This is a genomic window from Hoeflea prorocentri (genome assembly GCF_027944115.1).
Lineage (GTDB): Bacteria > Pseudomonadota > Alphaproteobacteria > Rhizobiales > Rhizobiaceae > Hoeflea_A > Hoeflea_A prorocentri.
Genome location: NZ_JAPJZI010000001.1, coordinates 1,226,489 through 1,238,935 on the forward strand (window position 1 = coordinate 1,226,489; position 12,447 = coordinate 1,238,935).

The following is a 12,447-nucleotide window of genomic DNA, read 5'->3' on the forward strand; positions in this document are numbered from 1 at the left end:
CTGACGGGGGAGGGCGATCACAGCCCATTTGCAATTGTGCCGTGCGTCAATAATGTGAGCCATCGGCAGATTCGGATGACCGATCGACTCAGTTGAATTGAGGTAGGGCATGAACGCGGAAATCAAGACGCAATCAGCGGATGAAGCAGGTGCCCAAAGCACGAGTAGGCTCCGCGAGTTTCTGATTGTCGTTGGAGCATTGGCCATCGGCGGCGTCTTGCTGTTCGGCATCTATCTCTACTGGAATTTCGAGCGCGATCATCCCGCCACTGCCAATGCCTTTATCAATGCCAACTACATATGGGTGTCTCCGCAGATCGATGGCCAGGTCGCACAGGTCTTTGTCGAGGACAATCAGGCTGTAAAGGCCGGCGACAAGCTGTTTCAGCTCGACCCGAGCCTCTACCAGGCCCAACTCAAGGCCGCTGAAGCCAGTCTTGTGCTCGTTCACCAGGAAATCGAAGCAGGCAAGGCCAAGGTCGCAGCCGCCAAGGCACAAGTGGCTGAACAGCAAACAGCCGTCGATACGGCAAAGTCGCTGTCGGACAGCACCAAACCTCTGGTGCGTGATGGTGTTGAACCGGTCCTCAAGGGCATTGAGATTGAAAACAGCCTTGTGGCTGCAAGATCAAAGCTTGCAACGCTTCAGGCGGATTTGACCGTTGCAGAACGTGAGTACGGCACGCCGGAGGTCATACAGGCAAAAATTGACAACGCCGAAGCGACATTGGCGGAGGCCCGACTCAATCTTGAGTGGACAAATATCGTTGCGCCTGCTGACGGATATGTCACAAATCTCACTTTGAGGCAGGGAGATGTCGTCAGTTCTGGCGACGATCTCTTCCCGTTTATTGAATCGCAGAAATGGTGGGTCGACGCCAATTTTAAAGAGACCAATGTCGAGCGAATACAGCCCGGTCAGCCGGTCAAGATTACTATCGACATGTATGGCGACAAGGAGTTTACCGGCGTCGTTGAGAGTATCGGTTTCAGCTCGGCTGCATCTTTCTCGTTATTGCCGGCGCAAAATACGACAGGCAACTGGGTGAAGGTGACGCAGCGCATCCCTGTCCGCATTGCCCTTGACACGATTGACCCTGCCTATCCTTACCGCATCGGGACCAGTGTGTCGGTTGAGGTCAATACCGATCCGCCGACTGGTGCATCCGGCCAGTAGAAGGCGGCGGCTTTGCCCATGTCCGAAGAACCGGCACATCAGATCAAACCGCTGCCGCCCGGTTTTCAGCGCAACATGATTATCGTCACGACGCTGTTCATCTCTTTGATGGCGTCCATTGATCTGACAATTGTGACCGTAGCGCTGCCCTATATGGCCGGAAATCTGAATGCGACGTCGGATGAGGTGACGTGGGTTATCACCATGTTTGCCGTCGGGCAGGCGATCGTTATCGGGATTACCGGGCACCTTTCGCGCGTTTTGGGACGCAGGGTTCTGATCCAGGTGGCCGTTGTCGGCTTTGTCGCATCATCCGTGGCCTGCGGCCTTTCGCAGGATCTGGATATGATCGTGGCCTTTCGTTTTATACAGGGCCTGTTTTCCGGCCCGCTCATACCCCTGTCGCAAGCCATGCTGATCGATGCGGTCGAGGAAGAGGAGCGAGCCAAGATCCTGGCTTTCTGGGTTGTCGGGGTCATGGGGGGGCCTGCGCTCGGCCCGATGCTTGGCGGCTATCTGGCGCAGGATCTCGATTGGCGCTGGAATTTCTGGGTAAATGTCCCGGTCGGCGCGGTCGCGCTGATCCTGATCCTGACATTTGTGAGACGAACACCGCATATCGCCATGAGGACGGACTGGCTTGGTCTCGGCTTCCTCATTGCCATGCTTTCATCGCTTCAGATCGCTCTCAACCAGGGCGACAAGCTCGATTGGTTCGGATCGCAGACGATCGTGTATCTTTTATTGATTTCCTTTGTCGCCGCACTGGTTGTTGCCGGACGGGGCATCCATCTGGGCAAGCGGCATATTATCAATATCGGGCTCTTTGCCGATCTCAATTTCACCCTGTGTTGCCTGGTGGTGACGGCGATGGGCAGCACTTTCCTTGCGATCATGATCATTGCGCCACAGCTCTTTGTGGATGGTCTTGGATGGCAGGCCTCAACAGCAGGCCTGGTGATCGGCTGCTACGGTCTGGGTGGCGTGACGGGCAGTTTCATCGCCGGCAGGCTGCAATCATTCCTGTCGTTCAGGATCAGCTACATCATGGCCTGTCTGATCATGGGGTCCGGCTGGTATTGGTTCAGCCGCCTGGATGGAAATCTCGGCCCATGGCAGGCAGTACCGCCCGGCGTGATGATCGTGTTCGGCATGATGCTGGTATTTCCCATTCTGGCCGCCCGCGCCTTTGCAAATCTCCCGCCCGACCAACGGGACGAAGGGGCCGGGCTTTTCAATCTGACAAAGACATTAGGCTTTTCGTTCGGCACCACGGCCGTCGGAACGCTCATCTACAACGGCAACCTGGCGAATTGGACGCGTTATGCCGGTGATATCGATCCTGCAAGTCCGGCGCTCAACCAGTATCTCGACGCGCTTGATGGCGTGTCCTACGACACGCAAATGGCCTATGTCGCCGATCTCTTGTCAAGCCAGACCCAGCTCCTGACCATATTCCAGATTGCCGAGCACCTGTCTTTCATGACATTCGGTCTCGCGCTGCTTGCCGTGTTCTTTGGCGATTCGGCGAAACGGAAGGGCGGCAGCTATGCCGGTTGGCTTGATGTCAGGCCATTCGGGCGCTTTTTCAAGGCGGCCGGATATTCGGGCTCGCAATAAAGGGACCGGACAGACCTTGCGATCAGTCAGGTGTTGATCGGTGTCGGCTTTCCGTTTTCGTCAAGCGCGACCATGATGAAATGCCCGTCGATCACCTTTTCCCTGACCGGTTTGAGATAGCGTTGCGCCCAGGCCTCGACCTTGAGAGTCATGGACGTGCGACCGGTGCTTTCAATACTCGTATAGACGCAAAGCGTGTCACCGATATGCATTGGTTTTTCGAACACCATTTCGTTGACGGCGGCTGTTACGACCCGTCCTCCTGCATGTTCGGCGGCGCGAATGCCGCAGGCCAGATCCATCTGCGCCATGACCCAGCCGCCAAATATATCCCCTGCCGCATTGGCATCGCCCGGCATTGCCAATGTGCGGAGCGTGAGATCACCTGTTGGCATTTCTGTTTCAGTCGATGTCATGGTCGCCTCCGATCCTGGTCGAAGGGACTGATACCGGCTTTGCGACGCAATGCAACTGCAGAAAGGTTCGTCTGTTCTAACGGTCTCCGAACCGCTTGCAGATTTTGACCCGGCAGGAAGGGTTATCGCGTGTCGGAACCGTTGCCAGATTGGCAATCGAGCGGGAACTGCAAAAGGTGCTTCCCGAGACGTAACGGTTGTAGATCGGAAGAGACGGGTTGCTTTTTGAATTGTATCGCAACTGCGCAACACCATCGCGTTTGAGGATGGATTGCACCTGGCTGCAGGTCATATTGCCGATGTCGTAAGTCTGGACTGCTCCGGCGGGCGCGGCAACAAGCAGGATTGTCAGGGAAAGGGCAAGACGCTTCAAGTCATTCTCCCGTGTGTGTTTGTTCAATTCCCGGCGAAAGCCCCGGAATGATCATCGAGGGCCTTCGAAGGTTTTCGGCCATGGTGGACCGATATAATGCAGACCCCTCAATTATGCCAACATCAGCCAGCCGATGTCCGCGTTTTATGACGATCATGCCAAAAACACCGGCATAATGTGGTATTGCTTCATGGGGTCTATCCGTAGATGCCTTTCCACGCAGCTTCGGAGTAAATTTGATTATCTGCCCTTCGTCGCACAGCACGCGGCTGTGAGCATTTCGCGGAGTTCTTCGATACCTTCGTCGATCAGGGCCGTAATATAGGTTTCGGGACCCGTTTGGAGGCTGACGATATTGCCGTAGGTGGGATTGTCGTCGTTGCTGATGATGACCTCTACTATTCTCAACTCCTCTCCCAGCAGGCTGGCAACGTGGGCGATGGAGCAAATATAAGTTGTTCTCGCGATCATGCGGCTTCGCCCGTCAGCCGGGCTTTGGGCTCCCAACGCCACGGCAACATTTCGTTGAGCCTGTTGGTCTTATGATCATGGATGCGGTCGAGGATCTCTGCGAGGTAAGCTTGCGGATCGAGCCGTTCACTTTGGCGGTCTCCTCTGACTTGCGACTTTTGAGTGATAACAGCCTGACCCTAAGGAACGTATGCGTCCGGTTTGGCGTAGGCGGTGCGCCGGTCACAGTTAGCGACGGTCCATGACCTGGGCATCATCGGAACCACGAAAGCTTGCAATCAGGCAAGCTATGGTCGGTGTATCATCCGATCAGACAGGTTTCGGTGCTGCATCTGGTATAAAGTCTGTGCCATCAACCCAAATTCGATGACGAATGAACACAATGCGACCAGCGGGGGAGGCCATCGCGATTTTGCGACCGCGGCGTTGCGCAAGCTGGGCACCTAGATTATCGCTTTTACTGCGTGCTACAGGACATTTTATGTTTAAGTTATTGCCCGATACATTGAAGTATTTTGAGGAACACCGCTCAGAACGGCTTGGTGGAAATAATCCAGTAACCTTGATGACTGAGAGAGATTTTGAACGCATTGAGCGTGCATGGGGATATTCCCTGCCTGAAGATTACAAACATTTCATGTCGACCTATGGCGGCACATCATTCCCCTGCGACGGGCAGAGTCAAACATCCTATACGTATCAAGAAGGTGACATTCAGCAGCATTTCGAATGCCAGTTAGCCGGTATCATGGCTACAGATGTGCTTTTGACCATCCGCCATCACATGATCGACGACCCGGACAATGAAGCTGAGCAGCCTTTTTTCCCAACCAATATGCTGCCCTTCGGTGCCGATCCGGGAACCAATCTGTTTTTGCTTGAACTGGGCACTGATACGCCGAATGTTTGGTTCTGGGAGGATCAGTATGATGCCTGGGGCGAAGGGGAAAACACACGTTTGGGGTCTGTAGCCTCCAGTTTCACGGACTTTATCAATGGTTTGGCAGGTGGCGATGCTGTTGAGAACGAAGACATCGATGTGTACACCTTCTGGAAATCAAAACAGGATATCCAGAAAGCTTGTTCCGAAGATTTTTCCTGGATGGAAGAAGTGTGGGGTGGAAAGATACCACAAGACTACCGGAAGCTGGTGGAAGCTTTTGGCTACCCTTATCTGAACGATGGAGAGGTACCACGCTGGCTGACATATAAATTTGAGGACCCGGACAGGATTGTAGATGTTTGCCAAGGGTCTTTTGATCATTTCCTGACGCCTGAGCAAATGAAAAAGGATCGTAGCTGGTTGACGGATTCGGCAGAAGGTAGCTTGATACCGCCTGGCTATATGGCCTTTGCTGTCGGCGGTGGATTTGTGTACTTTTTGCTGAAGCTGGGTGTGGTCTCTTCATCTGTCTATGTGTGGGAGGAAAGTGATGATCCCTGGGACACAAACGACAACACGAGAATAGGTCTGGCCGCCAATTCTCTTGATGAATTTTTTGCCCAGCTAGTAAGGGCCTAGCGGTGTGATCAACTTACCCAAACAAACGCAAGAAATGTCTGTTTGAGCGTAAAGGCATATAACGCAATGCCATGATTTCTACTCCTTTTATTGACACATACGACGATAATAGACTGGGGCAAATAGTCGTCATTTTGTCGCTGGAGTGCATTTGGGATCTGATGCCACTGATAGGATTGGATTTGGACAATCCAGAAAGCCTCAGGTCGGTCTGTGTCCGAGCGACTGAGAGCGCACCACATGCGGTTTATGATGCAGACGAGGTCTTAGGGTGGGTCCGTTGGTATCATCTTGTCGCGCAGGCTCTAAGGCAAAGCGACTTCTCGGAACTGAGTGATGCCGATCTGATGCGATTTTACGATTGGCTGGAAAACGGAATGACAGGTGGTCCGCATGAGTTTCCTCATCGAAATTTTTGGGAAGACGCTTGCCGTTGGGTGCATTACAGCGATGAGTTCTCCGAACTGGTTGATGACACAGAACAAAAGGTCATCACGGATTTCTCACTTGCTGTTTTCAATGGCTTTCATGACCAAGCTTATAATAAAGCCTTGAAGGAAATGGCGCTTGAGCCTGATAGCTACTTTGACACTTGGCAGAAAACCAAGTTCCACATCGATGTGGTCCCGGGCGTAATGATGTGCGAGCCAATGACTACCCTTAATTTTATGCGACATGCTCATGTGCTGCGTGACCTCTCGGAAGCCTACATGACCAAGGATGAAGATCGTCAGATTCTGGAGCGTTTTGTTATCCTCTACGCTGAACAGAAAGAAACATCGAAGTATTTTAAAGACTATGTTACTGATTTTGATTCATTCCGAATGGAAAATTTGTGGTCAAGCCGCTTTAAAGAATCCGCAGGACCAGAAGTGAAAACACACTACAGTGTTTCCCGTTACGTCAATGACATTCAAGCGGTGACATTGTCTTTTCAAAAGGCTTTCGGAACAGCCAGCGGTGCAGAGTTTTTGGGAATAGATGGCGGCGTTGGTTCTCACAAACGTTTTTCCGAGAACTGGCGAAGGAACGGATTGAAGAATACCAAGTTACAAAAACAGGTAGTTAAAATGGCATCTCAAGGCCAGTTACACCCGCTACAGGGCTTACGCATCTCACGTCTGATTAATGACCCCGACGAAGATATGGACTTTGAGGACATTGAGGCGCTTGTCGATAATGTGTTGAAACTTCGGTGGCCCGAATTTGAAGAAACATGGATAAGGTGCACGTAGTGTGTTTAGCGAAAAATCTGTCGGCCACGCTGCTGCTTGCAACTTCAGTTGGTGTTGGCCACATTTCAGAGAGTTCGGCTGAGCATCAACATGACGTTAGTGGCATAGAGCCCCAAGTGGAAGTGTTTTTCATTTCCGATGTCTATCGTCTCCATCATGACTTGGACGCCGCAGACTGTGGCAAACTGAGCTTTAAGGAATTTGGTCCTTCAATAGTCAGGTTCGAAGAACGCTTATTCGAGTTCTTGCGGACTGAATTTGCAGTCGAGACCAGCGTTCTCTCAGATTCGGAAGTGCAAGCTCTTGTTGATCAGGCACTCAAGGATGGGGAGCGACTGGGTGATACTCGGCAGGGGAGTATGTTGTCCCTCGTCACCATTCATTTGCTACGACCTGACATAATCAGCGATGAGTGGATATGGAATCAGGTATTACACCAACATCCATTATCCCGAAACCCAAATCAAAGAATAGGAATACTGGTCGGCTATTTAATCATCGATTTTGCCAGCTTGGAGGAGCACAACGCGTACTTTGCAAGGCTTGATAGGTTTTGGCGCTGATCGTAAATCGAGTCAGAAAGAATCTTGAAATGGAAGTCCCAAGCTTTGCCGTATTTGTTAAAGCAACCGATCGACTAAGTGGTGCGCCGAAAGTTTCTCTGGAATGGGCGCGCGCGCGGCGTGCTCATATGAAGATTTTTGAAGACAGGGTCGAGATCGGCGATTGGTCACTGCCGCATGCAGATGTGACCAAAGCTACGCTCTATCGAACCGATGGTAAGTTAAAGGCACATCTTTTGGAAATCGTAACACCCCAAAAGACTGTGCAGATAAATCCAAACACTGGTGTGGATCCAACTCCGCATCTTCCTTACGAAGTGACGTTGGCACCTTATCCTGCAAACTTGCAAAATTTGCGCAAGGCCTTTTGGGCAGTTGTCATTGCTATGGCTGCCGCGTTAATCTTCCTTTATTGAAAGATCCTGATGAACATTGGTCAATAGCACACCAAGCATTCTGGCGGATGGGCCTAACCAAGATGCGCAATCGCCCATGCGGCTATCCGTTGTCCGTGGTTTCCAACATTGACTTTGAAGCCCGCCCTTTACATGCGCATGGAGACATTTGATGTGCGGGAATTAGAGTAGCTGCTTTTGTGGAGAAAAGTGATAAACGGGATAGCTGCCACAGCAATTGCCCCCATCGCGATTGTTCTTGCTTTCGTTGAAGCCAGCTTCGTATTGTCTTCGGAAGTAACAGACAACACAATGTTGGTCATCCTGATCATATTGGTTTTTGCGAACGTTGGTTGTCTAGGATGGCTTTGGTGGCGCTACAGTTCGTTCAGTTCACGTAAATCAAAACAAAACTCCCAATAGTTTTCTCAAACGTTTTCTTAATCTACGCTACCTAACCGATTTTCGATGCCAACTGCATTGGCTTCAACAGTCACCGACCCAGACGCCTTGTAGCCGCCGGATTTAGACCGCCTGCAAACTTCGCCACCTGCTGGCGTCCAGTTCCAAGGAAGCAATTCGTCAAGCCTGTTTATCTTGTGATCGTGGGTGAGGTCGATTCCGGTAGGGGGCAGAACTATATCATAGGACATGCAGAGTCTTCGCTAAGCCAGGCAACTCGTTCCGGAGTTCTTGGGGAGGTACATTTGACACTGATATTCCTCAAATCTCTCGCGCCAGCACCTTGTTGCGGCAATTGACGACCGAATTGATTGAGGATCTGTGACATCTACATTTCTGGCAGCCATCAAATGTGGAGTATCCCCGCCAGCATGAACTTGCCCTAGCCCTGCGTGAAATCGGCCGGATAGAACGGACGCTGTTTATCATAGGCTGGTTGCTCGATGCTGACATGCAACGCCGTGCACAAAATCGGTCTGAACAAGGGCGAGGCGCATCACGCCCTGAAGAACGCGTTGAGAATTGGTCGCCAAGGTGAAATCCGCAACCGCACCACCAAGGGCCAGCACTATCAGATGGCAGGGCTGAACCTCATTTCTGCAATCATCATCTACTGGAACACATCGAGATTGGGTGGCGGGGTTACCTTCTGCTTTGACGCGAACGCCAGAAGCAGCCTGAACGTATCCCGGTAGGCTGCGATCGTGTGCAGGCTGACCTGACGCTGCGGCATCAACCTTTCTGTAAAGAATACCTGCAGCGTTGGAGCAAGCGCAGTCACGATGCGACCTCCGCATTTTGTCCCAGTCTCTTGCCGACAAGCGCCATGCGGTTGCCGGGTGTATTGCCATCCCGATAACCATCCAAAATCGTATTCACCGCAAAGGTGTGGCGAAGGTCGTGAAATCTGGGTTTACATGATGCCGGGACGGCGCCGAGGCTGATCATCACGTTTGAGGTAGCTGGACGGTGCTGTCACCAATGACGGGTGCAGCGGGATCTCAGGGGTCTTGTCGAACTTGGTGTTGCGGACAAGCAATGTGCCGCGTGTGGCGTCAAAATCCTCAATATCCAATCTGATCGTCTCACCAATACGCATGCCAGTCACAAAGAGAAGTGTGATCAAGGCGCTCGTGGTCAGCGCACGATCTGCAGACCGAAATATCCGCGTCGCATCTACAAGTGCGTCAAGGTCCTGCTTTAAGGACATGTACGGTGTCGCACGCCCCTTGTTTTACAAGAGAAAGTGCGTTGGCGGCACTTCGATCGCCGGATCAATGCTCTACACATGTATTGCGCGAACCGACGAACGACAGAAAGCCTTGCGTAAGCCCAGGCCTGGCCCGCTTGCGGAAGGATCGCCCAGGACAAAGCCATCTCCGTTGTGATGCGTGTTTGACCTTGCTTCTCAAGATGGGTGATAAACTGTGATATCATCTTTTCCGACCGAACAAGCTTGAAGCTAAATGCGCGGCGCACAGCAAAGTAATCGAGGCTTTACGAAAGATGTTGATGCGAACGCTCCCAGCCAAATACGGGCGATAGATCGCAACCCTTCCTGATCTACTTTTTGCGTAGATCGCTGTGGTGATCATCTGCCGATGGCGCAAAACCTGACCAACTTCCGGCAGTGACGCCCCATTGCGCAGCATCTCTGTCGCAGCTGTATGCCGCAGTCGATGGGCAGAAATGCCACCCAGCCCGCAATGCTGCGCCGCGCGGCGCACGACTTGCGACACCGCCTCAAACGTCATCGGCCCGTGGGGCGATTGAAAGCGCACAAAAGCGGTGCGACCACGCGCGCTGTGTGGTCGCCAATGCGCAACACAATCGACAATAGCTTCACCCACATCTGCCGGTGGTGGCATCGCTGCGGTTCGGCTTCCTTTGGCATGCGCGATAACAATCTCATCCGATCTCCATTTCATGTCTTCCAATTGAAGTCAGGCGACGTCGCCCGCCCTGAGGCCCAAGCGGCTGAGAGGCATCAAAATGGCGTGACGCCTTGCCCTAAGGGCGGTCTTTCGGTCGCAACTATCCAGGAGCAGTTTGAGCGTGTCCGGTGCAGTACCCTTTGGCAGGCTGCTCATTTTCCGCCCCGGAACGGTTGGTACCGAGGCCGTCATTGATCGGTCGGTGATCCCGCTGAAATGGAGACACGTCAGAAATGCCCGCAAAGTCGTGACGAACATGGCGGCGCCAGATCTGCTCATCTTTGGATATGTTGCTGCGACGAAAGCGATGACTTCGGCTTCTGTCAATGTCGACAGCCTCTTGTGCACGTCGCCTATATCGCCGGTATAGGCCGCCAAAAATGGCATGATTTCATGGATGTATCCTCCCGCCGTTTTGCTCAGGATACCCTGGTCAACCATGAGATACTTGCGATAGCCCTCGACAATGGGCGTCAAAGGTCCGGCAGCTGAGCACTCGCGCTCGCCGAGGACCAGTTGAGACACGCTCGGCTACGAATGCTCTAAGACAGCATCGCAGATATCAGCGACACAAAGCTGACTTACAGCGAGCCAGCGGTCAAGATCAGCGAAAAGTTCGTTCAGCAGCAAACAGCGCCGCTGACTGTATCCCAGCAAGGTAACGTAATCGAAACACGCATCTTGATACTTGCACAATGGTCCCGCAGGTGTTGCTTCAGATAGTGCAATGTTCATCTTGTCCTCCAAATGGTTTGAACCGGAGGAGCCAACATCAGTGCTGGGAAATTATGCCGATGTTTTTGACGTGATTGTCTTAAAGGGCAAGAAACTGCAGGTTTATGTCGGCACAATCAACAGCTCGGCATAATCTATAAGCTCAACTTGGCGAACCGTCAGGAATCAATCGTCAAAAAACAGGCTTTCGCTAATGTCCGCACATGTGCGCACGGCGCAATGCGGTCTGTCCTTCGAAGGCACGAAAGCGCGTTTTGCAAATTCGTTTGGTGAGCAGAACAGCGCATTGCGAACATAGCGATCATAGATCGGCAAGGATGGATTCCTCGGTGATTGCCAACGAAGAATGGCGTCTCCATCCCTGTTCACAGCCTGTTGAATGGCTGCGCAGCTCATTGCCTGGACGTTGTAACGTTTGATCGCAAGTGCCGGAGTGGCGACTGATACAATGCAAAGTGCCAACAGAAGTCTTTTCATGGCGGTTTTCTCCCTGATGCCACCACGCGCCTGAAGCATATCTACAGTATCTATGTAGCCTCAGGCACAATTTCTATAGGGACCGTCGCGCGGACGGTCGTGCCCGCGCGCTGAGGTTGCCTTTGACTGTTGTCAGTTGTTCGAGCGGTCGAAGGTGGGATTGACGCACTTCCTAACCATGCAGCTGGCTGTATCGCTTGTGGGAACGTAAGCCCGCTGCGGGAATTTGCCCTTGTCACAAAACAGGCTGTTTTTGACAAAGCGGTCATAGAGCGTCAGTTGCGGGTTCCGTTTCGAGCTCCAGCGCAGGATTGCGGCACCGTCCCGGTCGACTGCCTGCTGAACGGCGCTGCAGCTCATGTTCTGTATGTTGTAACGCTCGATTGCCAATGCCGGGAAGCTGACCAACACGATACAAGCTGCCAAGACTACTCTTTTCATGATGTAATTCTCCCAAATCCGTCATGCATCCAAAGGATGGCCGCATCCGATTGGCGCGGTCTTTGAGTTAATTATGGCGGCGGTCGGGCTCGAAAAGCGGAATTCACGCATTTGCTATAGTTCGCCAGCAAGGCGTGATCGGACGTGTTCGTATGGCTTGCAATTCGTATCATCGGTATCATTGTGGTGAATGTGTCGGATACGGTTTCGCCCAATCGTTTAAACAGAGCCATGGAACCGGGAGTTACTTATGCAATACGCAATCTTGATCTACGGGACGGAAGGTTTCTTTGAACGATTGCCGGAGGAGGAACAGGAAATAGCGCTGCAGCACCATCGTGACCTGCAGGCCGAACTCGATGAGAAGGGAACGCTCGGACCGGTGGCGCGGCTGATGGACACCTCATCGGCGATGACGGTGCGCAAGCGCGGTGAGAGCGTGCTGGTGCTCGACGGCCCCTTTGCCGAAACCAAGGAGCAGCTCCTCGGCCTTTACATTATCGAATGTGCGAGCATCGACGAAGCGATCGAACAGGCCAAAAAACTGCCGGCCGGCGTTGCGGCGTATGAAGTCAGGCCGGTTGGCTGGGGCGGCGGGACAATCAGTGACGATACGGACTGATTGA

At 52.6% G+C, this 12,447-nt stretch carries 16 protein-coding genes and 2 pseudogenes; 8 read left to right on the top strand and 10 right to left on the bottom strand.

Going from position 1 to position 12,447, the window contains the following annotated elements; genetic code table 11:
* Nucleotides 1–109: 109 nt before the first annotated feature.
* Entirely contained in the window at nt 110–1,177 is a 1,068-nt protein-coding gene (locus OQ273_RS05585) for an HlyD family secretion protein (RefSeq protein WP_267989485.1), read from the top strand.
* 18 nt (nt 1,178–1,195) lie between these two features.
* Complete coding sequence (locus tag OQ273_RS05590; protein WP_267989486.1) at nt 1,196–2,797, top strand: DHA2 family efflux MFS transporter permease subunit; 1,602 nt, start codon at nt 1,196–1,198, stop codon at nt 2,795–2,797.
* Nucleotides 2,798–2,823: 26 nt separating this feature from the next.
* Here OQ273_RS05590 and OQ273_RS05595 read toward each other — a convergent pair whose 3' ends face one another.
* The 4 genes and pseudogenes from OQ273_RS05595 to OQ273_RS05610 all read right to left on the bottom strand — a co-directional run.
* Nucleotides 2,824–3,213 carry an acyl-CoA thioesterase gene (locus OQ273_RS05595; protein WP_267989487.1) on the bottom strand — a complete coding sequence of 130 codons (390 nt, stop codon included), beginning with the start codon at nt 3,211–3,213 and terminating at the stop codon, nt 2,824–2,826.
* A gap of 76 nt (nt 3,214–3,289) precedes the next feature.
* Nucleotides 3,290–3,586: a hypothetical protein gene (locus OQ273_RS05600; RefSeq protein ID WP_267989488.1), complete on the bottom strand. Its 297-nt coding sequence runs from the start codon at nt 3,584–3,586 to the stop codon at nt 3,290–3,292.
* 240 nt (nt 3,587–3,826) lie between these two features.
* A complete protein-coding gene (locus tag OQ273_RS05605; RefSeq protein ID WP_267989489.1) occupies nt 3,827–4,057 on the bottom strand; it encodes a hypothetical protein in 231 nt (76 codons plus the stop codon).
* Nucleotides 4,054–4,199: pseudogene (locus tag OQ273_RS05610) on the bottom strand (transposase domain-containing protein); the annotation flags it as partial. The pseudogene OQ273_RS05610 and the gene OQ273_RS05605, both read right to left, overlap by 4 nt.
* 339 nt (nt 4,200–4,538) lie before the next feature.
* Between OQ273_RS05610 and OQ273_RS05615 the strand changes: the two are divergent.
* The 5 genes and pseudogenes from OQ273_RS05615 to OQ273_RS05635 all read left to right on the top strand — a co-directional run.
* Nucleotides 4,539–5,579, top strand: coding sequence for an SMI1/KNR4 family protein (locus OQ273_RS05615; RefSeq protein ID WP_267989490.1), 1,041 nt, complete (start codon nt 4,539–4,541; stop codon nt 5,577–5,579).
* A gap of 182 nt (nt 5,580–5,761) precedes the next feature.
* Complete coding sequence (locus OQ273_RS05620; RefSeq protein WP_267989491.1) at nt 5,762–6,814, top strand: hypothetical protein; 1,053 nt, start codon at nt 5,762–5,764, stop codon at nt 6,812–6,814.
* Nucleotides 6,796–7,377: a hypothetical protein gene (locus tag OQ273_RS05625; protein WP_267989492.1), complete on the top strand. Its 582-nt coding sequence runs from the start codon at nt 6,796–6,798 to the stop codon at nt 7,375–7,377. Before OQ273_RS05620 ends, OQ273_RS05625 begins: the two co-directional genes overlap by 19 nt.
* The gene (locus tag OQ273_RS05630) at nt 7,368–7,793 is read left to right on the top strand and encodes a hypothetical protein (RefSeq protein WP_267989493.1); all 426 of its coding nucleotides are present in this window, start codon (nt 7,368–7,370) and stop codon (nt 7,791–7,793) included. Before OQ273_RS05625 ends, OQ273_RS05630 begins: the two co-directional genes overlap by 10 nt.
* Nucleotides 7,794–8,592: 799 nt before the next feature.
* A pseudogene (locus tag OQ273_RS05635) lies at nt 8,593–8,881 on the top strand (Tn3 family transposase); the annotation flags it as partial.
* A gap of 266 nt (nt 8,882–9,147) precedes the next feature.
* On the opposite strand, the gene OQ273_RS05645 reads toward OQ273_RS05635, so the two are convergent.
* The 6 genes from OQ273_RS05645 to OQ273_RS05670 all read right to left on the bottom strand — a co-directional run bounded on the left by OQ273_RS05645 (nt 9,148) and on the right by OQ273_RS05670 (nt 11,821).
* Nucleotides 9,148–9,444 (bottom strand): tyrosine-type recombinase/integrase, encoded by a 297-nt coding sequence (locus OQ273_RS05645; RefSeq protein ID WP_267989494.1) that lies wholly within the window; start codon nt 9,442–9,444, stop codon nt 9,148–9,150.
* A gap of 223 nt (nt 9,445–9,667) precedes the next feature.
* Nucleotides 9,668–10,171 (bottom strand): tyrosine-type recombinase/integrase, encoded by a 504-nt coding sequence (locus OQ273_RS05650; protein ID WP_333781679.1) that lies wholly within the window; start codon nt 10,169–10,171, stop codon nt 9,668–9,670.
* Between the two features lie 6 nt (nt 10,172–10,177).
* The gene (locus OQ273_RS05655; RefSeq protein WP_267989496.1) at nt 10,178–10,693 is read right to left on the bottom strand and encodes a hypothetical protein; all 516 of its coding nucleotides are present in this window, start codon (nt 10,691–10,693) and stop codon (nt 10,178–10,180) included.
* A 6-nt stretch (nt 10,694–10,699) separates the two neighbouring features.
* Nucleotides 10,700–10,903, bottom strand: coding sequence for a hypothetical protein (locus OQ273_RS05660; RefSeq protein ID WP_267989497.1), 204 nt, complete (start codon nt 10,901–10,903; stop codon nt 10,700–10,702).
* Nucleotides 10,904–11,068: 165 nt separating this feature from the next.
* A complete protein-coding gene (locus tag OQ273_RS05665; RefSeq protein ID WP_267989498.1) occupies nt 11,069–11,419 on the bottom strand; it encodes a hypothetical protein in 351 nt (116 codons plus the stop codon).
* Nucleotides 11,420–11,512: 93 nt separating this feature from the next.
* Nucleotides 11,513–11,821, bottom strand: a complete 309-nt coding sequence (locus OQ273_RS05670; protein ID WP_267989499.1) for a hypothetical protein — start codon at nt 11,819–11,821, stop codon at nt 11,513–11,515.
* A gap of 250 nt (nt 11,822–12,071) precedes the next feature.
* Here OQ273_RS05670 and OQ273_RS05675 point away from each other — a divergent pair, with 250 nt between their 5' ends.
* Nucleotides 12,072–12,443 carry a YciI family protein gene (locus OQ273_RS05675; protein ID WP_267989500.1) on the top strand — a complete coding sequence of 124 codons (372 nt, stop codon included), beginning with the start codon at nt 12,072–12,074 and terminating at the stop codon, nt 12,441–12,443.
* Nucleotides 12,444–12,447 lie beyond the last annotated feature (4 nt).

Excerpts from the sequence above, each read along its gene's own strand:
- OQ273_RS05585 (WP_267989485.1), top strand. The coding sequence starts at position 110 with ATGAACGCGGAAATCAAGACGCAATCAGCGGATGAAGCAGGTGCCCAA.
- OQ273_RS05590 (WP_267989486.1), top strand. The coding sequence starts at position 1,196 with ATGTCCGAAGAACCGGCACATCAGATCAAACCGCTGCCGCCCGGTTTT.
- OQ273_RS05595 (WP_267989487.1), bottom strand. The coding sequence starts at position 3,213 with ATGACATCGACTGAAACAGAAATGCCAACAGGTGATCTCACGCTCCGC.
- OQ273_RS05605 (WP_267989489.1), bottom strand. The coding sequence starts at position 4,057 with ATGATCGCGAGAACAACTTATATTTGCTCCATCGCCCACGTTGCCAGC.
- OQ273_RS05615 (WP_267989490.1), top strand. The coding sequence starts at position 4,539 with ATGTTTAAGTTATTGCCCGATACATTGAAGTATTTTGAGGAACACCGC.
- OQ273_RS05625 (WP_267989492.1), top strand. The coding sequence starts at position 6,796 with ATGGATAAGGTGCACGTAGTGTGTTTAGCGAAAAATCTGTCGGCCACG.
- OQ273_RS05645 (WP_267989494.1), bottom strand. The coding sequence starts at position 9,444 with ATGTCCTTAAAGCAGGACCTTGACGCACTTGTAGATGCGACGCGGATA.
- OQ273_RS05660 (WP_267989497.1), bottom strand. The coding sequence starts at position 10,903 with ATGAACATTGCACTATCTGAAGCAACACCTGCGGGACCATTGTGCAAG.
- OQ273_RS05665 (WP_267989498.1), bottom strand. The coding sequence starts at position 11,419 with ATGCTTCAGGCGCGTGGTGGCATCAGGGAGAAAACCGCCATGAAAAGA.
- OQ273_RS05670 (WP_267989499.1), bottom strand. The coding sequence starts at position 11,821 with ATGAAAAGAGTAGTCTTGGCAGCTTGTATCGTGTTGGTCAGCTTCCCG.
- OQ273_RS05675 (WP_267989500.1), top strand. The coding sequence starts at position 12,072 with ATGCAATACGCAATCTTGATCTACGGGACGGAAGGTTTCTTTGAACGA.